Below are 21,704 nucleotides of genomic sequence, written 5' to 3'. Positions count from 1 at the left end.
CCCTCCCCCTTCCCGGCCGGCGCCCCGCATCCTTCGTCGGCCCTCCGGCCCCCAGTCCCGAGGTGAGTTCCGCTTGACCCACGCACAGACCGACGACAGCCGTGTTGACGACAGCCGTGTTGACGACAGCCGGGGCGCGGTCCTCCCGCTGACCGCCGCTCAGCGGGGGCTGTGGTTCGCGCAGCGACTCGACCCGGGCAACCCGTCGTACAACGTGGCGGAGTACGCCGTCATCCCGGGCCGGGTCGATCCCGTTCTCCTCGGGCAGGCGGTGCGGCACGTAGCCGGCGAGACGGACGCGATGAGACTCACCTTCGGTGAGCACGACGGTGTCCCCCATCAGCGGATCAGTGGGGACAGCGGGATCGAGGTACCGCTCGTCGACCTCTCCGGCCACTCTGACCCGGAGCGCGAGGCGCAGCGCCTGATGGCAGCTGACCTCGCGACGGCCGCCGACCCGGCGGTGGGGCCGCTCGTGCGGATGACGCTCTACCGGCTCGCCGCCGACCGTCACTTCTTCCACCAGCAGGTGCACCACCTCGCCCTGGACGGATACAGCGCGGTCCTCGCACTCGGCCGTATCGCCGACGCGTACACGAGGCTGACCCTGCCGGAACCGGAACCCGTCGCATCACTGCCCGCGCCGCTTGAGCCGCTGATCGACGAGGACCGCGCCTATGAGGTGTCCGGACTCCGTTCCACCGACAAGGAGTTCTGGGACGGATACCTCGACGGTGCTCCCGCCGCGGTGGGCCTCGCGGAGGAGGCGTCAGGCATCGGCCACGGATTCCTGGCCGTGAGAGGGGCGATGGGCCCGGACGCGGCGGAACGGCTGCGCACGGCCGCGCGCACCTCCGGTGTGGCCTGGCCCGCCTTCTTCATGGCAGCGGTGGCCGCCTACCTCCAGCGGAGTCGCGGGGTGCGCGAGGTCGTGCTCGGGCTGCCGGTCACCGGGCGGCGGACCGCCGTGGCGCGTACGACGCCCGGCATGCTGTCCAACATCCTGCCGCTGCGGCTGCCGGTCTCCCCGTCCGACCGGGTGAGCGAGGTGGCGAAGCGTGCGTCGGCGCGGGCCCGTGAGGTGCTGCGGCACCAGCGCTACCCCGCCGAGGACCTGCGCCGCGACCGCGGGCTCGCCGGCGCCGGTGGCCGCCTGGCCGGGCCCTCGGTCAATGTCCTGGCGTTCGACGACACCCTCCGCTTCGGACCCCACACGGCCGCACTCCACAACCTCTCCGTCGGCCCGGTCGACGACATGGTCGTGGCTGTGCACGCGTCCTACGGGGGCGGCGGGCTGCGGATCGATCTGCTGGGCAACCCCCGGCTGTACACGCAGCGGGAACTGGCGGACCACCACGACCGGCTGCTGCGCCTGGTCGAGCGGTTCACCGAGGACCCCCGCAGGCAGATCGGCTCGCTGCGGACCGTCGGCGACACCGAACAGCGACGGCTCATCGACCTGGGCGCCGGGGACTCCGGAGGCCCGGGCGGGCCCGGCGCCGCCGCCACCGGGACGCTGCCCGAGCAGTTCGCCGCGCAGGCCCGCGAGCGGCCGCAGGACACCGCCGTGGTGTCCGGCACCGTCCGGCTCACCTTCGGTGCGCTCGACGCGCGGGTGAACGCGCTCGCCGCACGGCTCGCAGCCGTCGGCGCGGGGCCTGGCACCCGGGTCGCGGTCGGGCTGCCCCGCTCGGCCGACCTGGTGGTCGCGATGCTCGCCGTCATGCGTACGGGCGCCGCCTATCTGCCGCTCGACCCCACCTACCCCGCCGACCGCATCGCCTACATGATCGAGGACTCCCGCCCGGTCGCGCTGGTCGCGACGCGGGAGTCGGCGAGCCGTACGGACCCGGCGGGCGTGCTGCCGCTGGTCGGGCCGGACGCCGCTGGCCCGCCCGGCCCGGTCGGCCGCACGATGCCCGGGCCCCGTGACTCCGCGTACGTCATCTACACCTCGGGCTCCACCGGCCGCCCCAAGGGCGTGGTCGTCGAGCACCGGTCCCTGAGCAACCTGCTGGCGCACCACCGCAGGGAGGCCCACACCCTGGCGGAGCGGGCGCTGGGCCGGCGCCTTCGGGTCGCTCTCACGGCGGCGACCTCGTTCGACGCGTCCTGGGATCCGGTCCTGTGGATGCTGGCAGGACACGAGCTGCACATCGTGGACGACGACACCCGCAGGGACCCGGAGGCGCTCGTGGCGTTCCTGGTGGACCGGCGCATCGACGCCATCGAGACCACGCCCAGCTATCTCCGGCAGATGATCACGGCGGGACTGCTCGGTTCTCCCGTGCACCGGCCCCGGGTCATCGCACTCGGCGGGGAAGCGGTCGACGACGAGCTCTGGCAGCAACTCGCCCGCCACCAGGATCTGTTGGTGTTCAACTTCTACGGTCCCACCGAGACGACCGTCGACGCGGTCACCACCCGGATCTCCGGCGGTGCCCCGACGATCGGCCGGCCGGTCTCCGGTGCGCACGCCTACGTCCTGGACTCCGCGCTCCACCCGCTGCCCGTCGGCACCGTCGGTGAGCTCTACCTCGCGGGCGAGGGCGTCGCCCGCGGATACTCGGGCCGCCCGGGACTGACGGCGGACCGCTTTCTCCCCGACCCGTTCGGTGCGCCCGGCAGCCGGATGTACCGCACCGGGGACCTGGCGAGCTGGAGCGACGAGGGCACCCTGGAGTTCGCAGGCCGCAGCGACCAGCAGATCAAGGTGCGGGGATACCGCGTCGAGACCGGCGAGATCGAGTCCGCACTGCGTGCCCTGCCCGGTGTCGACGAAGCCGCGGTGACACTCTTCGCCCCGGCGGACGGGGGAGTGGAGCGGCTCGCCGCCTACCTGGTGGGGCGCCCGGGGTCCGTGCCGGTGTTCTCCGACGTACGACACGCCCTCGCCGACGTGCTGCCCGAACACATGGTGCCCACTGCGTACGCGGCCGTCGACCGCCTGCCGCTCACTGCGAACGGCAAGCTGGACACCGCCGGGCTCCCGAGCGCCGTACCCGTGGCGGCCCCGGGAGGTGGCGAGCCCCGCACGCCCGACGAGGCAGCGATGTGCGCCCTCTTCGCGGAGTGTCTGGAGCTGCCGCGGGCCGGCCGCGACGACAACTTCTTCGCGCTGGGCGGCCACTCCCTGCTGGCGACCCGGCTGGTGAGCCGGGTGCGTGCGCGCTTCGGTGCCGAGATACCGATCCGCTCACTCTTCGAGGCGCCCACTCCCGCGGGCCTGGCCGCGCTCCTGGACACCGCGCGCGGAGCACGGCCCGCCGTGACACCCGCGGCGCCGCGCCCCGCACGGATCCCGCTCTCCTTCGGCCAGCAGCGCCTCTGGCTGCTGGAGCAGATGGGAGAAGGGGGCCGTGCCTACCACCTGCCGGTCGCACTGCGGCTGACCGGATCGCTGGACCGGGAGGCGCTGTCCGGCGCGCTCGACGACGTCGTACGACGGCACGAGAGTCTGCGCACCGTCTTCGCCGAGGACGGGGAGGGCCCCTACCAGCGGGTCCTCGCACCGGAGGACATCCGGGTGCCGTTGCTGACCCCGGCCGGCGCCGCCGCGCCCACCGGCACCGACCGGAGCGGGTTCGCCCTGGACCGTGACCTTCCGCTGCGGGCGGAGCTGACGTCCGAGGGCGCAGGGACGCACCTGTTGATCCTGACGTTGCATCATATCGCCGCTGACGGATGGTCGATGGGGCCGCTGCTGCGTGATCTGTCGGCTGCCTACGCCGCACGCTGCGGCGGCGCGGAACCGGACTGGGCTTCGCTGCCGGTGCAGTACGCCGACTACGCACTCTGGCAGCGGGCTCTCCTCGGCGACCCGGAAGCCCCGCAGAGCCTGGCGGGCAAGCAGCTGGAGCACTGGTCGACAGCCCTGGACGGGCTGCCCGCCGAGGTTTCCTTCCCCGCCGACCGGCCCCGCCCGGCGCGCCCTTCGGGCCGGGGCGCCACCGTTCCGCTGCGGATCGACGCCGCCACCCACCGGGCCCTCGCGCAGCTGGCCGCCACCGGCAGTGCGAGCAGCTTCATGGTGCTGCACAGCGCCCTCGCCGTCCTGATGGCCCGTCTGGGGGCCGGGGACGACATCGCGGTGGGCACCCCGGTCGCCGGGCGCACCGACGAGAGCCTCGCCGATCTGGTGGGCTTCTTCGTCAACACCCTCGTCCTGCGCACGGACATCTCCGGAGCGCCCGGCTTCCATGAGGTGCTGAGGCGGGTCAGGAGCGCGGACCTGAGCGCCTACGCCCACCAGGACCTGCCCTTCGAGCGACTGGTCGAGGCGCTCAACCCGCCGCGTACCCCCGCACGCCACCCGCTCTTCCAGGTCATGATCAGCCTCAACAACGCGCCCTCCCCGGTGGTCTCCCTGCCCGGGCTGCAGGCTCGCCACGACTCCGCGATCGGACGCACCGGTGCGAAATTCGACCTGACCTGGGACCTGTCCGAGCACCATGACGCGGCGGGGGTGCCCGCCGGGATCACCGGTGAACTGGAGTACAACGAGGACCTCTTCGACCGGGCGAGCGCCGAACGCTTCGCCGGGCACTACGCCCGTCTCCTGAGCGCCCTGCTGGACAGCCCGGACCTGCCGGTCACCGACGCGGACTTCCTCACGGACCCCGAGCGCACCGCCGCGCTCGGCGCCCCGGCCGACGGCGACGCTCCGTCCCGGGACGGCCACCCCGGCCCCGGTGACACACCCGGAACGGTCGTGGACGTGCTCGGGACGCAGGCCACCGTCACCCCCGGCCGTACGGCCGTGGTCGACGGCAGCCGCACCCTCACCTTCGGCGACCTCCACGACCGTACGGAGGAACTGGCCCTTCTGCTGCACGAGTCGGGCATCCGGCACGGTGACCGGGTGGCCGTCGCGCTGCCGCGCACCTCGCTGCACATCGTGGCCATGCTCGGTGTGCTGCGGGCGGGCGCGGTCTATGTCCCGCTCGACCCCTCGCACCCGCACACCCGCAACCGGCTCATCCTCGACACCGCCGCACCGGCCCTGGTCCTGGCCACCGGTGACACGGCCGCCGCCCTGCCCGCGACGGAGCACAGCAGACTCCTCATCGGCGACCGGACGCCGCGGCCTCGCACCGCAGGCCCGGCTCCGCGACCGCCCCGCCCCTGCGACGCGGCATATGTGCTGTACACCTCGGGGTCCACGGGGCGCCCCAAGGGCGTGGTCGTCGAACACCGGTCGCTCGCGGCCCTGCTCGCCAGCCACCGGCAGCGGCTGATCGGACCAGCGGAGCGGGCCAACAACGGGCTCGCGCTGCGAGTCGCCCTCACCGCCGCGACGACGTTCGACGCTTCCTGGGACCCGCTGCTGTGGATGGTCGCGGGCCACGAACTGCATCTCGTGGACGACGCCGTCCGGCGCGATCCCGAGGCGCTCACCGGGTATCTGCACACGAGCATGACCGACGTACTGGAGACCACCCCTTCCTTCCTCGAACAGCTCCGCGCCTGCGGCCTGTTCGCACCCGGACGACCTCGCCCCCGGGTGCTCGCCCTGGGCGGTGAAGCGGTCAACGAAGCGCTCTGGGACGAGCTCGGAGAGCTGGAGGACGTCACCGTCTGGAATCTGTACGGGCCCACCGAGGCCACCGTGGACAGCGTCATGGGACAGATCACCGCCGGGACCAGGCCGCACATCGGCCGGCCGGTCGACGGGATGAGCGCGAGGGTGCTCGACTCCCGGCTGCGTCCCGTCGCCCCCGGCGTGACCGGAGAGCTCTACCTCTCCGGAACCGGGCTCGCCCGCGGGTACGAGAACCGGGCAGCGGCCACCGCCGCCCGCTTCCTGCCCGACCCCTTCGGCGCCCCGGGCGTGCGGATGTACCGGACCGGCGACCTGGTACGCCGCCGTTCGGGACACCTGGAGTACACCGGCCGCGCCGACGGCCAGGTCAAGGTCCGCGGCTTCCGGGTCGAGACCGGCGAGGTCGAGGCCGCGCTCCTGCGGCACGCCGGAGTGGCCCAGGCCGCTGTGGCCGTACGCCCCGACGCGTCCGGCACGGGACGGCTGGTGGCGTGGGCCGTCCCCTGCGACGGTCAGGATCTCTCGCCGCGCGTCCTGCGGGAGTTCGTGGCCGGGCGCCTCCCCGCCTACATGGTCCCGTCGTCGGTCGTTCCGGTCCCCGGGCTGCCGCTGACCGTGCACGGCAAGGTCGACTTCGCCGCCCTGCCGGACACCGTGGCCGAGAGCGACGAGACGGCCGACCCGCCGCGCTCGGCGCAGGAGGAGATCCTCTGCGCGCTGTTCGCCGAGACCCTCGGACACGCGCGCGTCGCCCGCACGGCCGACTTCTTCGACCTGGGCGGGCACTCCCTGCTGGCCACCCGCCTCGTCGGCCGGATCCGCTCCGCCTTCGGCGGGGAACTGCCCGTCCGTACGCTCTTCGAGGCCACCACACCCGCCGCCCTGGCGGAACGGCTCGGGGAGGCCGGTGCCGCACGGCCCGCGCTGCGCCGGGCTGCCCGCCCCGACCGGCTGCCACTCTCCCCTGCCCAGCAGCGCCTCTGGTTCCTGCACCGCATGGACCCCGGTGACGCGGCGTACCACATCCCCGTCGCGATCCGGCTGACCGGGAGGCTCGACCGCGCCGCCCTGCGTGCCGCGCTGGCCGACGTGGTGGCCCGGCACGAGAGTCTGCGTACGCTCATCCAGGAGACCGGGGGCGAACCCCACCAGACCGTGCTCGCCCCCGGCGGAGCGCGGCCCGAACTCCCGGTCACACCGGCCGACCCGTCCGGGCTTCCCGACGCGCTCCGCGCCGGCGCTGTCCGACCCTTCGACCTCGCACACGAACTGCCCCTGCGGGCCGAGCTGTTCGCGCTGTCCGATGACCGCCATGTACTATTGCTGACGGTCCATCATGTCGCTGCTGACGGCTGGTCGATGGGACCGCTCGCACAGGACCTGGCCGGTGCCTACAGTGCCCGGCTGGCAGGCCGCGCACCCGCCTGGGCGCCGCTGCCCGTCCAGTACGCCGACTACGCGCTGTGGCAGCGGGCCGTTCTCGGCGCCGCCGACCGCCCCGACAGTCTCGCCGCGCGCCAGCTGGCCTACTGGCACAGGCAACTGGTCTCCGCACCGGCCGACACGGTTCTGCCGGCCGACCGCCCCCGTCCCGTACGTCCCAGCGGCCGGGGCGGCACCGTCCCACTGCGGTTCTCACCGGAGACCACCGACGCGGTGACCCGGCTCGCCCGCTCCACCGGCACCAGTACCTTCATGGTGCTGCACGCGGCGCTGACCGCCCTGCTGCACCGGACCGGCGCCGGCGACGACATCACCGTGGGGACACCGGTCGCCGGACGGACCGACGAGGAACTGGACGGGCTTGTCGGGTTCTTCGTCAACACCCTGGCCCTGCGCGTCCGCACCACGGGCGCGCCCACCTTCCGGGAGCTGCTGGGCCGGGTCCGCGAGACGGACCTGGCGGCCTACGCCCACCAGGACGTTCCCTTCGAGCGGCTCGTGGAGGAGCTCAGGCCCGATCGCTCGCTCAGCCGGCACCCCCTCTTCCAGGTCATGCTCACCCTCAACAACACCTCCCAGCCCCAGCTGGAACTGCCGGGCCTGCAGGCGCACATGAGCGGGGTCGGCACCGGGGGAGCCAAATTCGACCTCTCGCTGAGCCTGACCGAGCAACGGGAGGCCGGCGCCCACCGGCTCGAAGGGACGCTGGAGTTCAGCCGGGACCTCTTCGACACCGCCACCGCCCGCTCCCTGGCGGACTGGTTCGTACACCTCGTCGAGGGCGCGGCCGCCGCGCCCGACACCCCGTTGCGCGACCTCCCGCTGATCTCCGCCGCGGAACAGGGCCGTCTGCTCGCCCTCGGTGACGGACGGGCCGCACCGGAGGAAGCCGGAACCGTACTCGACCGCTTCGCCCGGACCGTCGCCACCGCGCGCACCGGTGACATCGCGGTCACCGCGCCCGACGGCAGCCTCTCCTTCACCGAACTCGACTCCCGCTCCGACCGCATCGCAGCGCTCCTCACCGGCGACGGGGTGCGCCCCGGTGACCCGGTCGCGGTCCTGTTGCCCCGCTCCACCGACTCGGTCGCCGCGCTCATCGGCGTACTCAAGGCGGGAGCCGTGCACGCTCCGGTGGACGAGAGCCTGCCGGCCGGGCGCATCACCGCGATACTCGACGACGCCCGCCCGCGGACCGTCGTCACCGTGGCGGACACCGCCGGGCGGATACCCGGGCCGTGGCACCGAACGGTCCTCGACAGCGACCGGTCGGCGCGGACCCTGGCCCTCTCCGCTCCGAGCCCTGCGCACCGCCCCGCGCCGGGCGACCCCGCGTACCTGATCCACACCTCGGGTTCGACCGGCAGGCCCAAGGGTGTGCTCGTCGCGCACCGCTCCCTGGCCCGCCTCCTGGAGCACCACCGTGACCACGTCTTCACACCGGCCGCGCGCACCGCGGGCCGCGCCCGCCTGACCGCCGCGCTCACCGCGACGCTCTCCTTCGACGCCGCCTGGGACCCGGTGCTCTGGATGTTCGCGGGCCACCACCTGCACCTCGTGGACGACCTCACCCGGCGCGACCCGGAAGCCCTGGTCGCGAGCGTCAGGAAGGACCGCATCGACGTACTGGAGACCACCCCCACCTATACGCGGCAGCTCCTGGACAGCGGGCTGCTCGCCGAGGGGGAGCACCACCCGGCCGTGCTGATCCTGGGAGGCGAATCGGTGCCGCAGGAGCTGTGGAGTGAGCTGAGCGCCGCCCCCAGAACGCAGAGCTGGAACTTCTACGGTCCTACCGAGGCCACCGTCGACACCCTGGAGGCCCTGCTCACCGCAGCGGCCCGCCCGGTACTGGGCTCCCCTGTGACAGGCACCCGTGTGCGTGTCCTCGACGACGCGATGCGGCCGGCACCCGCGGGCGTCACCGGTGACCTCTACCTGGCGGGCGACAGCCTGGCGCTGGGATACCTGGGCCGCCCGGCCGAGACCGCCCGCGCTTTCCTGCCCGACCCCTACGGACCGCCCGGCAGCCGCATGTACCGCACCGGTGACCGGGCCCGCAGGACCCGGGACGACGCGCTGGAATTCGCCGGACGCTCCGACAACCAGGCCAAGATCCGCGGTTTCCGCGTGGAGCCGGACGAGATCGCCGCGGTACTCGCGGCGCACCCGCAGGTCGACGAGGCCGCGGTGGTCGTGCACGAGACCGCCGGTGCCGGGGCCGCGCTGGCCGCCTATGTGGTGCCCGCCGCGGGCGCCGACCCGGCCGGCTTCGCCGTCCTCCGCGATCACGCGGCCCGCCTGCTGCCCGCGTACATGGTCCCGTCCGGCTGGCTCGCCCTGGACAAGCTGCCGCTCACCCCGAGCGGCAAGCTCGACCGCGCCGCCCTCCCGCCGCCCGCGCCCCGCACCCGGGACGACGGAACAGGCCGGGTGCCGCGCACCCCGCGTGAGGACGTGCTCTGCCAGCTGTTCGCCGAGGTGCTCGGGCTCGAACAGGTCCTCATCGACGACGACTTCTTCGCACTGGGCGGGCACTCGCTGCTGGCCACCCGCCTCATCGGCCGCATCCGCACGGCGCTCGGCGCGGAGCTCGGCATCCGCGCCCTGTTCGAGTCCCCGACCCCCGCGGGGCTCGCTGACCGGCTCGACGGAGCCGCCGACAGCGCGCTGACCACGCTGTTGCCGCTGCGTACGGCGGGCGACCGCCCCCCGTTGTTCTGCGTCCACCCCGCGGGCGGCCTGGCCTGGTCGTACGCCGGCCTGCTTCCGCACCTGGACGAGGGCCGCCCGCTGTACGGGCTCCAGGCCCCGAATCTGGACGGCGGTGCCCCGTTCCCTGACAGCATCGAGGCGATGGCCGCGGTCTATGCGGCGGAGCTGCGGAAGGTCCAACCGCACGGCCCCTACCACCTGTTCGGCTGGTCGTTCGGCGGGAACGTGGTCCAGGAAGTCGCCGTCCAGCTCCAGGAGGCCGGGGAGCAAGTGGCTCTGCTCACCATCCTCGATGCGTTCCCGGTGGCACCGCTCGACGACCTGGACAGCGCCGACCGGGACACGGTCTTCCGCGCGCTGCTCGGCAACCTGGGCGTGGACGGCGCCGCGCTCGACGGCGAGGGGGCCGTGGACGCCGCGACCGTACGCGACGAGTTCCGGCGCACCGGCAGCCCCCTGGGCGCACTCGAACCGGCCACCATCGACCACATGGTGGACAACTTCGCAGGCCAGGCACGGCTGATGCGGGCTTACACACCCCGCACCTTCGACGGCCCCGCGCTCTTCTTCACCGCCACCGAGGGCCGCCCCGCCGGCACCTTCGGCACCGGCCTCTGGGCGCCGTACATCACCGGCCCCATCGACAACCACGACGTGCCCTGCGCCCACGCCCGCATGATGCAGCCCGCTGCCCGCGAACAGATCGGAACCACCGTGGCCGCAGCCCTGCGCGCCACTCACCGCACCGCACAAGGAGATCCGTCATGACGAACCCCTTCGACGACCCGCAGACCCAGCACCGCGTCGTGGTCAACGACGAGGGGCAGCACGCCCTGTGGCCGTCGTTCGCCCTGGTGCCCGCCGGGTGGGACGCGGTGTACGGCCCCGCGGAGCACGGTGCCTGCCTCGCATACGTCGACCAGCACTGGACGGACCTGACACCGCGCAGCGCACGTATCCCCGTCGGCTGACCCGCCGCCGGGAGACCCGGTGTACGAGACGCGCCCCCGCCCCCGACGAAAGGCAGTGATGACGGCTCAGCCGACGTCCCCAGCGATCCAGGCAGAAGGGATCACCAAGAGATTCGGTGCGAAACAGGCCCTCCGGGGCGTCGGTCTCGAAGCCCAGGCCGGGACCGTCCTCGGCGTACTCGGCCCGAACGGGGCCGGCAAGACCACCCTGGTGCGGATCCTGTCCACGCTGCTGAGGCCCGATGCCGGACACGCCCGGATAGCCGGCCGCGACGTGGCCGTGGACCCGGACGGTGTACGCCGCAGGCTCGGTCTTTCCGGACAGTACGCCGCCGTGGACGAGAAGCTCACGGGGCGCGAGAACCTCTACCTGGTGGCCCGCCTCTACGGAATGCGGCGGGCGGCTGCCCGGCGCCGGGCAGCCGAACTGCTCGCCGACTTCCGCCTCGACGAGGCGGCCGACCGGCCGAGCGGCACGTACTCCGGCGGCATGCGCCGACGCCTCGACCTGGCCGGCGCCCTGGTGGCAAGGCCTCCGGTGGTCGTGCTTGACGAGCCCACCACCGGGCTCGATCCCCGGGGCCGGGCCGACACCTGGCACTCCATCCGCCGACTCGTGGGTGCGGGCACCACCGTCCTGCTCACCACCCAGTACCTGGAGGAGGCGGACCAGCTGGCCGACAGCATCCTCGTCATCGACGGGGGCACCGTCATCGCCCGCGGCCCGGCCGCCCAGCTGAAGGCCCGGGTGGGCGGCGAACGTCTCGCGCTGACCGTCCCCGACCCGGACGCCAGGTCGCGGGCCTTCGGGATTCTCGGCTCGCTCGGGGTGCCCGAACCCGAACTGGACCAGCGCACCGGCCGGTTCACGGTCACCACCGAATACGGCGCGCACACCCTGGAGTACGCGCTCGGGTGCCTGAGGCTGGCCGACATCACCGTCCAGGACGTGGAACTGGCGCCGCCCACACTTGACGACGTCTTCCTCGCACTGACCGGAGGCCCGTCGCCGCGAACCGCCGCTGACGGTCTCCCGGCGGAGCCCGTGGCAGCGGTCGTCACCGCCGGAGGAGCAGAGGAGGAAAAGCCGTGGCAGCGCTGAACCGGGTGGCGAGGGACGCCACCATCATCGCCTGGCGCAATCTGCTCAACCTGCGCCGTACCCCCGGGTCGGTGATCGCCGCACTCGTCCAGCCGGTGATGTTCGTCCTGCTCCTGGCCTATGTGTTCGGCGGCAGCCTCGGCGGGGTGCACTACCGGACCTTCCTGATGGGCGGGATCTTCGCCCAGGCGGTCACGTTCAACGCGGCCTTCACCGCGCTCGGACTCGCCCACGACATGGACAAGGGCATCGTCGACCGCTTCCGCTCGCTGCCGATGCCCAGAATGGCGGTGATCCTCGGCCGGACCCTCTCCGACCTGACCATGAGCGTCGTCACGCTGACCGTGACATCGCTCTGCGGGCTGCTCGTCGGCTGGCGCATCGCCAACTCCGCGGCCGAGGCGGCCCTCGCCTACCTGCTGGTCCTGCTCTTCGCCTTCGCCATGTCCTGGGTCGGCGCCACCATCGGTCTGATGGCCCGCAGCGTAGAGGTGGCGCAGAGCGCGGGACTCATCTGGCTCTTCCCGGTGACCTTCATATCGTCGGCGTTCGTGTCGACGGACACGATGCCGGGGCCGCTGAAGGCTGTCGCGGAGTGGAACCCGGTGTCGGCCACCGCCACCGCGGTCCGCGCGCTTTTCGGCAACCCGCCGCCCGGTGGAGTACCGGTGGACGCCGCGTGGCCGGTGGTGCACGCGCTGCCGTACGCGCTGCTGTGCGCGTGCGCGATCACCGGAGCCTTCATGGCACTGGCGTTGCGGCGCTTCCACCGGATCACGGTGCGCTGATCCAAGGCGTCCGCCGGGGCCGGGCGGGCTGTCGCCCGGGTCAGATGTCGGCCCAGACCAGCCTGCCGCCGGCTTCCTGGCTGGTGCCCCAGGCGGCGGCCAGGGCGGTCACGATCAGCAGACCGCGGCCGCGCTCGGAAAGTTCGGGGTGGACGCTTCCGTCCGGCTCGGTCTCGCACTGCGGCGCACGGCGCTGCGAGGGGATGCCGTCGCCGCCCGCGTCCCACACCTGGATTCTTATCCGGGAGCAGGTGCGCCGCAGGCAGCACCGTACGGTCGCCGAACGGGCGCTGTAGCGAACGGAGTTGGTGACGAGCTCGGAGACGAGCAGGACGGCGGTCTCGGTCCGCTCCTCCGCTTCCCCCCAGGCTTGCATGGCATCGCGGACGTGCCGGCGGGAGTCGACGACCCCCTCGGACAGGCGCGGCATCGACCAGCGGTACGCCGTGTCGTCGGTGTCGTCGGTGTCGTCGGAACGCGCGTCAGTGGCATCACCATCGAATTCGGCCATATACGCACTATCAGCATATTCGGCATACTCTGCAAGTGTCAGAGTGTGAATCATACGGAATGTGACAGGACGGTCGCCCGGATTCGCCGCGAAGGAGAGGGACGCCGTGAGAGCCCGCTCAGGCCCGACCCTGGAGCACCGTGTCGTCGCGGAACAGCTCAGGCTGGCCCGCGAACGCGCCGGTTGCGGCCTCGCCGCGGTCGCCGCCGCGCTGGATCTTTCCGAGGCCACCGTGCGGCGCGTCGAGCGGGCGGAGACCGCTCTGGACGCCGGGCAGGTCAGGGATCTCCTGGCGTACTACGACCATCCGGCGGACGACTCCCGGCGGATCATGGCCAGCCTGGCCAGGGCGAACGAGCCCGGCTGGTGGCACCGCTGGCGGGACGTCCTGCCGGCCTGGCAGCGTGACCTCATCGGGATCGAGTCGTCGGCCGGTGTGATCCGCATGTGGCACCCCGCCCTGGTCCCCGACCTGCTGCGCACCCCCGCGTACGCCGCCGCTGTCGATGCCGTGAGGCGCCCTGGGGCATCACCCGCCGTACTGGCGCGGCGAGCGGAACTCCTCCGGGCCCGGCAGGAGCGCCTCAGGGAGCGGGGGGCCGTCCTGTGGGCGCTCATCCCCGAGGCGGCGCTGTACACCTCCGTCGGCTCCCCGGATGTCATGCGGGAGCAGCTGGACGCCCTGCGTCAGGAGACCGCGCGGCCGGACATCACCCTCCAGGTGATGCCGCTGACGGCGGGGCCGCACGCGCTGACCGGGGCGCCGTCGCTCGAACTGATCCGGCTCCCCGTCCCGGAGATCCCGGACCATGCCGTCGTGGGCGGTCCCGGCGGCGAAGCGGTGGTCACCCAGGACCGGGCGGTCGTCTCCGCGTACCGGATGCTGCTGGACTCCGCCTGCGGCGTGGCGCCCGCGGCAGGCACCGCCCTGCCCGCGGTGGCCGTGGATCCGGCGTGACGAGCAGGGCACACGGAGTGCGGGCCCCGGCCGGACGGCAGGGGCCCGCACTCCGTGCGGGGCTCAGTCCTTGAACGAGTCCTTCATGCCCTCCGCGCGGTCCTTCGCGTCATCGAGAGCACCCTTGGACTTGCCCTTCGCCTGGTCGGTCTTGCCCTCGGCCTCCTGGCGCTTGTCGCCGGTGGCCTTCCCTGCTGCTTCCTTGGCCTTGCCCTTGATCTTGTCCATGGCGCTGTCGTCGCCCATTGCTGCTCCTCATGCGGTGCGGATCACTGACCAGCCCACGGTAGGACCGTTCCCGGCATATCGCCCGATATCGCATCCGATCGCGCAGCTGCACCGCTGCCCGGCCCTTACCGCACTCCCGGCCCTTACCGCGCCCCCCGGCAGTGCCGCGGCCGCACGGGCGACTCGCTCAGCAGGAAGTCCGCCACGGCATCGGCGGCGCACCCCTTCGTCATGGCCACACCGTGCCCGGTCGCCTCGACGGTGACCATGGCGGCCCGGCCGCCGAAGGCGCGCAGCGTCCGGCGGGCCTCGCTGAGCGGGGTCGACGGGTCTTCCGTGTTCTGGGTCAGCAGGATGTTGTGCGGACCGTCTGCCACCGGCTTCGGCGGATGGTCGGAACCGGCCACGGGCCAGAAGGCGCAGGGCCAGATGTTCGCCGGGGACCCAGCCGTCAGCGGGAACCGCGCCGCGCTGCCGGCGACGGCCCGCCGGTAGCCGGGGACATCCTTCGGCCAGACGCTGTCGTTGCAGGCGATGGCGTCCTGTGCGCTGACGAAGTTGTCCGGGAGCACGCTGCCGAAGGGGAGCTTCGACGTCACCCCCGCCGGGATCGAACCGGTGTGGGCCGCGGCGAGCAGTTCGGCGAGCCCCGGGAAGTTGCCCTGCTGTTCGAGCAGTACCTGCTCGGCCTCCAGCAGCAGATTGCCGGTGAGGCTCTCCCCGGTCATCAGGCGCAACGGTGCCGTGTTGAGCTCCCGCACGGTGGACAGGACCATTCGCCGCACGTCCTTCGCCGAACCGCCCAGGTGGTAGCTGCCGTCCCGGGCCGATGCCCACCGTGCGAAGCCGCCGAAGGCGTCCTCGACGCCACGTCCCTTGTTCTGGATGGCCGCTTTCACGCCGCCCGGCGGGACGACGCTGTCCAGGAGCACACGGCCCGAGGTCACCGGGTACAGCGAGGCGTAGACCTGCCCGACGAAAGTTCCGTACGAGGTCCCGGTGTACGACAGTGTCCGCAGCCCCAGCGCGGTCCTGATCCTGTCGATGTCGCGGGCGATGTTCACCGTGTTGAAGAAGGGCAGCGCGGCTCCCGCGCGCCGGGCGCAGGAACCTGCGATGCGCCGGGCCCACGCGGCATTCGCATCGATGCTCCCGTCGGCCGCCGGATAGGGGATACCGGTGGCCGCGGTGCGGTCCGTCCCCGCGATACCGCAGTTCAGCGGGGTGCTGTGACCGATACCCCGGTAGTCGAGTCCGTACAGGTCGGTGGCCCGGGTGACGCGCGGGGGGAGCGTGGACACGGCCAGCGACGGCAGGTCCAGCCCGCTGCTGCCCGGGCCGCCCTGACCTGTGATGAGGGACAGCGGCCTGTGGGCACCGGAGCGGATCCGGGAGACCTCGACGGTGAGACGGCGGCCACCGGAGTGGTGGTAGTCGAGCGGTACCCGGACGGCCGTGCACTGCTGGCGCGGGTCACGGCGCACCGGGGTGCCCGAACCGGCCTCCGTCGCCGGACAGGCGCCCCACTTCACCCCCGCCCCGCCGCGCATACCCGCGGTGGGAGGACCCGCCGTACGGCGCTCGGCGGAGCCGGTGCACGCGACCGCCCCGGCCAGCAGGGAGGCGACGACTGCCAGCGCGAGCCGTGTCCGGCGCGGCCCGTACCTGTGCTGGGGCAGGGCCTTCATGCGGCGGCCGGCCGGCGGGTGGCCTGCCGGATCCGTACGACGTCTGCGACAGCGGCGTTGTCGACACCGGAGCTATCCACGGAGATGAACCTTTCAGCACGACGATGGGGCGTTCACTCCCTGAGTGTGTCGTCTGAGTCCCGTGAGAACGCTCAACCTGATGGAGTGTTGGACGGGTGTCTGTCCCGGTGAACGCCGATGCCGGAACGCGGACGGCTCATGGCGGGCAGCCGTGGAGGCCGCCCGCCATGAGCCGTGCGGGGCTGTGCTGGTGTCGTCCACTCAGGCGGACGGCACGTCCGTCGTCACCGTGGGCCCGGGAGGCCGTGCGCGGTGGTGTCCGGGTGGGTCTGCGGGCCGGGCGGAACGGCGGGGCCTGTTCCGTGTGGCTTCCGCAGCCCAACGCGGATACTGGTCAAGTGTGTTGAGCCCGGATCTGCTCACCGGGCCGGTGTTCCGGCCGACTTCGCTGTCGGCCGGGGACGGACCGCGCGGGCGGGGGCGTCACGAGCCCGCCGGTGATCGCGGTGGATCTCCGTCTCAGTAAGCCGAGTTGACGTTGTCGATGGAGCCGTAACGGTGGGCCGCGTAGTTGGCGGCGGCCGTCAGGTTCGCGACGGGGTCGGTCAGCTTGTCAGCCGTTCCGGAGACATGGTAGATGTCGAAGGTGGGCTGGATCACCTGCAGCAGGCCCTTCGACGGGACGCCGTTCTGGGCGTTGATGTCCCAGTTGTTGACGGCGTTCGGGTTGCCGCTGGACTCACGCATGATGTTGCGGTGCAGGCCCTCGTAGGTGCCGGGGATGTGCTTGGCCTTCATGATGGCCAGCGACTCCCTGATCCAGCCGTCGAGGTTGTTCGTGTAGCGCTTGGGCGCGGCGGCCTTGTGCTTGACCGCACCCTTCTTGGCTGCGCTCTTCTTGGCTGCGGCCTTGCTCTTCGCGGCCTTCTCGTCCTTGTCGTTCTTCTTGGCGGGCTTGGCCGCGGCCTTCTTCGTGGTGTCCTTCTTCGGCGCGTCCTTCGCGGGAAGGCCGTTGGCGGAGACCGGCTTGACCGAGACGGCGGCGTGCGCCGCGGGTATCTGGGCGCTGCTCGGCTCGGCGGTGGCGGCCAGCGCGGTGCTGGCTCCCACGGTCACGAGGACGGCGGCGGCGATCTTGTGCGTACGGGTCGAGCGGGGGATGGAGATGCGGGGCATGCTGGCCTCTTCCAGGTGGGGGACGTGACGTTGCGGCCTTCGGCGGCGCAATGGATGGGAACCGAGGGTCTTCTGCCGCGTTCGCCGTCTGGCGTGGGTCGCTGGCTCGTACTCGGTGCTTGCCGGGATCTATGGTTAGCGCCCGGTTTCGGCGGAGGCAATGCCCCTCTGTACTACCTCTCATCGTGAGATGAGGTGAAATGCCCGAAATCATGCCTGTTCTGCCGTGCGGGGCGGGGGATGCGGTACGACTATCGCGGGTCGTAAGTGACCTAGGTCCTGTGGCTGGTGTCACCTGGCGAAGAGCCCCGAATCGCCAACGGAGTTGTGTGGGTCACAGGGTTGGGGACGCGTTCCGGCCGCCGGCGCGGGTAGACGGGGGCGCCGCAGCCGGTGGGCGGAGCCCCCGTCGGCCCGCCCCGCCCCTGGCATCGCCGCGCGCGGCGGTGAGGCTCTGCTGAGCCCGGTCCTCCGTGCCCGGCCCGCCCGGCGGACCGGGCTCAGCAGAGGGGAGATGAGGGGCCCGGAGCCGGAACGGAGGGCGGCACCGGAGCTACCCTCGAAGCAAGGGCATCCCGCCTGTCACCCGGCGGTACGGCGGCCATGGCGCGCGGGACACTCAGCGAGGAGGCTCCCCATGACTTCCACTTCACGGCTGATGACCGTTCTTCCCGCATCCCACCGCGACCGGCTGATGGACCTTGCCCGTGACGTCTTCTTCCCTCAGGACACCCGGATCTTCGAAGAGGAATCGCCCGCGGACAAGTTCTGGATCATCCACACGGGCACGGTCTCACTCGATCTGCACGTACCCCAGCGGGGGAGGGTGATGGTCGACACGCTGGAGGTCGGCGACCTGCTGGGCTGGTCCTGGCTCTTTCCCCCGCACCGCTGGCATTTCGGGGCCGAGGCCTTCAGTCCGGTCCGGGCCCATGAGTTCGACGCCGTCACCGCCCGGAAAGTGTGCGAGAGCGACCACGAGCTCGGCCTGGCGCTGGCCAGCTCCGTCGCCGAGGTGCTCGCGACCCGTCTTGAGGTCGCCCGTACGAAGCTGCTCGACCAGTACATGCTGCACGGGACCGTCGGTATATAGGGCCCGCCGGGATCTGCCGGGCCCGGCGGACGAGTCGGCCGGGGACTGACGAGGGCTGTGGGGGCAGCGCCGCGGCTCAGGGCTGCGACGGCAGAGGCGCGGCGCGGTCCGCTGCGCTCCGCGCCCGGGCGGTCACGGCTGCGCGCCGCAACTCTCTGAGCCGGTGCATCACGTCGTTCGCGCCCCGGCCGAAATAGTCGTGCAGCAGGCAGTACTCGGCATAGAGCCGGTCGTACGCCGCCGACCTGGCCGGGTCGGGCTCGTGCACGGTCCGGCGGGTCCCGCCCATCGCGGCGGCCGCGGCGTGGATGTCCGGCATGGCCCCAGCGGCCACCGCCGCGTGCATGGCCGAGCCCAGCGCCGGACCCCGGGACGAGCGGATCAGGCTGAGGGGCCGCCGGGTGACGTCGGCGTACAGCTGGGTGAGGAAGGTGTTCTCCAGCAGACCGCCGGCGAGGGTGATGCCGGTGACCGGGACTCCCGCCTCCTCGAACGACTCGATGATCCGGCGGGTACCGAAGGCCGTCGCCTCCAGCAGCGCCCGGTAGACGTCCTCGGGCCGGGTGGCGAGCGTCAGGCCCACGACCGTGCCGCTGAGTTCATGATCGACGAGGACCGACCGGTTTCCGCTGTGCCAGTCCAGGGCCACCAGACCGTGTTCGCCGACCCCCTGTGCGGCGCCGAGCACGGTCAGGTGCTCGTGGAGCGTGCGGCCGAGGCGCCGTGCCTCCTGCGCGTACGACTCGGGCACCGCGGTCCGTACGAACCAGCCGAAGATGTCACCGACACCGCTCTGACCTGCCTCGTACCCCCAGAGCCCCGGGACGATCCCGCCGTCGACGACCCCGGACATGCCCGGCACGGGGCGGAGGCCGGGCGAGCTCACCATGTGGCAGGCGGAGGTGCCCATGATCAGGACCATCCGGCCCGCTCCGGCCGCGCCCGTCGCGGGCACGGTCGCATGCGCGTCGATGTTCCCCACACACACCGCGATCCCTTCGGGCAGCCCGGTCCAGGCAGCCGCCCGCGCGGTGAGACCGCCCGCCCGGGCGCCGAGCGCGCCGGCCGGGTGGTCGACCTTGTCGGCCACGAAGCCCCGGAATCCGGGGTCGAGTGCGGCGAGGAACTCCGCGCTGGGGTGGGAGCCGTCCTGCAGCAGCCCCTTGTAACCGGCGGCGCAGGCGCTGCGGACGTAGCGCCCGCACAGCTGCCAGACGATCCAGTCGGCTGCCTCCACCCAGTGCTCCGTGCGGGCGTACAGCTCCGGGTCCTCCTCCAGGAGCTGCAGGCCCTTGGCGAACTGGCCCTCCGACGAGACCCTGCCCCCGTAGCGCTCCAGCCACGGCTCCGCCCGCTCGGCCGCCAGGGCGTTGATCCGGTCCGCCTGGGGCTGCGCCGAGTGGTGCTTCCAGAGCTTGACGTAGGCGTGCGGCCGTTGCGCGAACTGCGGCAGTTCGCACAGCGGTGTGCCGTCGGCCGTCACAGGGATCATGGTGCACGAGGTGAAGTCCGTCCCCACCCCGATCACCCGGTCCGCCGGTACCCCGCTCGCGGCCAGGGCCTGCGGAACCGCGCTGCGCAGTACGCCGGTGTAGTCGGAGGGGACCTGGAGTGCCCACTCGGGCGGCAGCCGGGGGCCGCCCCCGGGAAGTGCTTCGTCGATCACGCCGTGCGGATAGACGTACTCGGCGGCCCCCAGCTCGGCGCCGTCCCGGACGCGGACCACCACCGCTCGGCCGGACAGGGTGCCGAAGTCCACCCCCACGACGTACGACTCCTGGTCCCTGCCGCTCCCCGGCGCTGCGCTCACGGCTCACTTCTCCTGCCCATAAGGAGGGGCCGGCCTGCGCTGCCGGTCCGGTCGGCGGCGGACGCACGGGAGCGCCGCTCGCCGCAGGTCATCGTACGCGGCAGGCCTCCGTCACCCCGTGGTGTCGTTCACCCCTGGTCCGCGCCCAGGCTGGGGCGGGCGGGGATCGGGTGACCGAAGAAGTCCCGGACCGTTCCGTCGTCCACCGCGGTTCCCGCGCCCCGCGCGGGAGAGCCGGGGCGCAGCCGGACATCGTCCGGCGCGGCGGGGTGGGCGGAGCGCAGCAGCGGGTCCGCGTCGACAGCGGAGGGGTCGCGGGGCTGCGCCGTGTTCCAGTACAGGTTCCCGGAGTAGGTGCTGAGCGTGTCCGCCACCGGGGAACCGCTCCCGGCGCCGACGAAGACATTGCCGGAGAAGGTCACCCCGCTCTGGCCGTTGTCGGAGACCATCGCGGTGTCCGGACGGGAGGTGACGACGGTGTTGCGGTAGACACGGGTGTCCGTGGTGCTGCCGCAGACCACCGAGATCACCCCGTAGGGGGCCGAGGTGTTTCGGTCGTCGATGCTGATGTTGTCGTGTACGCGGTTGCCTTCGGTGGTCGTCGTCGCGCCGTTGCAGACGAGCAGGAAGCCGCCCTCGTTGTCGTGGCTGTAGTTGTAGCGGTAGACGTTGCGGGTGTTGGCCCCGTCGATGTCGTAGGCCATGGAGTCCCGGGTCCCGTGGCCGCCGCTCACCTCGTTGTACTGGTAGAGGACGTCGTCCGAGTTCCAGGCCCACACCCCCGCGTTGTAGGCGGCGGAGCGCATGTTGAAGCCGTCCACCCGGTTGTGCTCGACCAGTGCCCCGCGCGCGTTCTGCACGACGATCCCGTCGCCGCCCGCGTCGGAGACCGTGTTGCGGTCGATGACCAGCCCCGTGATGGCCTCCCAGCTGCTGCCGGTCCCGTCCGGGTTCTCGGCGCGGTGGCTCCACGTCGAGGCCGTTCCGATCCCGGTGCGGTCCGTGTGCCTGACCGTCGAGCCCGTGATCCGTACCCCGTCGAAGCGGGTCGGCACGCCGGAGCCCTGCACCACGAAGAGGATGCCGCCGCTGGGGTCGGGGTCCTTGCTGTCGGAGCCGTTGACGTCATGGACGTCCACACCGTCGACGACGTAGTGGTGGCCGACGCCGAAGTCCCGCAGCAGGACGAGCAGTCCGGCCCGGCGGTCCGTGGTCGTGGCCGGGCCCGTGTCGGAGAGGTCCAGGTCGCGGATCTCCCAGCCCTCCGCGTCGCGCAGCAGCACGGCGGCCCGTGCGCCCGCGCCCTCGATGTGCGGTTTGGCCCCGCTGCCGTAGGCGCCGAGCCGGATGGGGGCATCGGCCGTGCCCGAGCCGGTGGGGGCGAGCATCCCCGTACAGCTGCGCCCCCGGGCCAGCAGCAGCCGGTCGCCCGGGCCATAGGCACGCGAGGCCTTGGCCAGGCTGCGCCAGGCGTGGGCGGCGCTGGTGCCCGCAGCGCCGTCACTGCCACCGCGGCAGTCCACGTAGTACGTGGTTCCCGCGGGGTGCTCGGCGGCGGCAGCGGTGGGCGCCAGGCCGGCCACGGTGGCCGCCAGCGCGGTCAGTACGGCCTTCGTTCGCAGCAGTTCTCTGAGCATGGCCGGACGCTAGCCACCGCC

Annotated in this window: 12 protein-coding genes; 6 read left to right on the top strand and 6 right to left on the bottom strand. The window is 72.5% G+C overall.

The genetic code is table 11. From position 1 onward, the window contains the following. Positions 1-148 precede the first annotated feature (148 nt). Genes OG917_RS02745 through OG917_RS02730 form a run of 4 tightly spaced genes read left to right on the top strand, consistent with a single transcriptional unit; the run spans position 149 to position 12,561 of the window. The gene (locus OG917_RS02745) at positions 149-10,468 is read left to right on the top strand and encodes a non-ribosomal peptide synthetase (protein WP_328321613.1); all 10,320 of its coding nucleotides are present in this window, start codon (positions 149-151) and stop codon (positions 10,466-10,468) included. Further along, the gene (locus tag OG917_RS02740) at positions 10,465-10,671 is read left to right on the top strand and encodes an MbtH family protein (RefSeq protein ID WP_328315885.1); all 207 of its coding nucleotides are present in this window, start codon (positions 10,465-10,467) and stop codon (positions 10,669-10,671) included. The genes OG917_RS02745 and OG917_RS02740 overlap by 4 nt, the downstream gene beginning before the upstream one ends. Positions 10,672-10,729: 58 nt before the next feature. After that, positions 10,730-11,773 carry an ATP-binding cassette domain-containing protein gene (locus OG917_RS02735; RefSeq protein ID WP_328315884.1) on the top strand — a complete coding sequence of 348 codons (1,044 nt, stop codon included), beginning with the start codon at positions 10,730-10,732 and terminating at the stop codon, positions 11,771-11,773. Then, positions 11,761-12,561 carry an ABC transporter permease gene (locus OG917_RS02730; RefSeq protein ID WP_328315883.1) on the top strand — a complete coding sequence of 267 codons (801 nt, stop codon included), beginning with the start codon at positions 11,761-11,763 and terminating at the stop codon, positions 12,559-12,561. The genes OG917_RS02735 and OG917_RS02730 overlap by 13 nt, the downstream gene beginning before the upstream one ends. A gap of 40 nt (positions 12,562-12,601) precedes the next feature. On the opposite strand, the gene OG917_RS02725 is transcribed toward OG917_RS02730, so the two are convergent. Beyond that, positions 12,602-13,072 (bottom strand): ATP-binding protein, encoded by a 471-nt coding sequence (locus tag OG917_RS02725; protein ID WP_328315882.1) that lies wholly within the window; start codon positions 13,070-13,072, stop codon positions 12,602-12,604. A 106-nt stretch (positions 13,073-13,178) separates the two neighbouring features. On the opposite strand from OG917_RS02725, the gene OG917_RS02720 reads away from it, so the two are divergent. Beyond that, positions 13,179-14,030, top strand: a complete 852-nt coding sequence (locus OG917_RS02720) for a DUF5753 domain-containing protein (RefSeq protein ID WP_328315881.1) — start codon at positions 13,179-13,181, stop codon at positions 14,028-14,030. A 63-nt stretch (positions 14,031-14,093) separates the two neighbouring features. On the opposite strand, the gene OG917_RS02715 is transcribed toward OG917_RS02720, so the two are convergent. From OG917_RS02715 to OG917_RS02705, 3 genes are all read right to left on the bottom strand, one after another. Further along, entirely contained in the window at positions 14,094-14,276 is a 183-nt protein-coding gene (locus OG917_RS02715; RefSeq protein ID WP_328315880.1) for a CsbD family protein, read from the bottom strand. Between the two features lie 125 nt (positions 14,277-14,401). Next, positions 14,402-15,946, bottom strand: coding sequence for an alpha/beta hydrolase (locus tag OG917_RS02710; RefSeq protein WP_328315879.1), 1,545 nt, complete (start codon positions 15,944-15,946; stop codon positions 14,402-14,404). A 540-nt stretch (positions 15,947-16,486) separates the two neighbouring features. Continuing rightward, positions 16,487-17,143 (bottom strand): transglycosylase SLT domain-containing protein, encoded by a 657-nt coding sequence (locus OG917_RS02705; protein ID WP_328315878.1) that lies wholly within the window; start codon positions 17,141-17,143, stop codon positions 16,487-16,489. Positions 17,144-17,780: 637 nt separating this feature from the next. Here OG917_RS02705 and OG917_RS02700 point away from each other — a divergent pair. Continuing rightward, on the top strand, positions 17,781-18,236 hold the full coding sequence (locus tag OG917_RS02700; protein WP_328315877.1) for a cyclic nucleotide-binding domain-containing protein: 456 nt from the start codon (positions 17,781-17,783) through the stop codon (positions 18,234-18,236). A 76-nt stretch (positions 18,237-18,312) separates the two neighbouring features. Here the strand turns inward: OG917_RS02700 and araB are convergent, their stop codons facing one another. Beyond that, on the bottom strand, positions 18,313-20,046 hold the full coding sequence (gene araB / locus OG917_RS02695; RefSeq protein ID WP_328315876.1) for a ribulokinase: 1,734 nt from the start codon (positions 20,044-20,046) through the stop codon (positions 18,313-18,315). A 128-nt stretch (positions 20,047-20,174) separates the two neighbouring features. Then, the gene (locus OG917_RS02690) at positions 20,175-21,683 is read right to left on the bottom strand and encodes a right-handed parallel beta-helix repeat-containing protein (protein WP_328315875.1); all 1,509 of its coding nucleotides are present in this window, start codon (positions 21,681-21,683) and stop codon (positions 20,175-20,177) included. Positions 21,684-21,704 lie beyond the last annotated feature (21 nt).

The sequence above is a fragment of the Streptomyces sp. NBC_00388 genome (assembly GCF_036061255.1).
In the GTDB taxonomy this organism is placed as follows: domain Bacteria; phylum Actinomycetota; class Actinomycetes; order Streptomycetales; family Streptomycetaceae; genus Streptomyces.
Note: the sequence above shows the minus strand (reverse complement) of the source record. Positions and strands in the feature narration are given on the sequence as shown.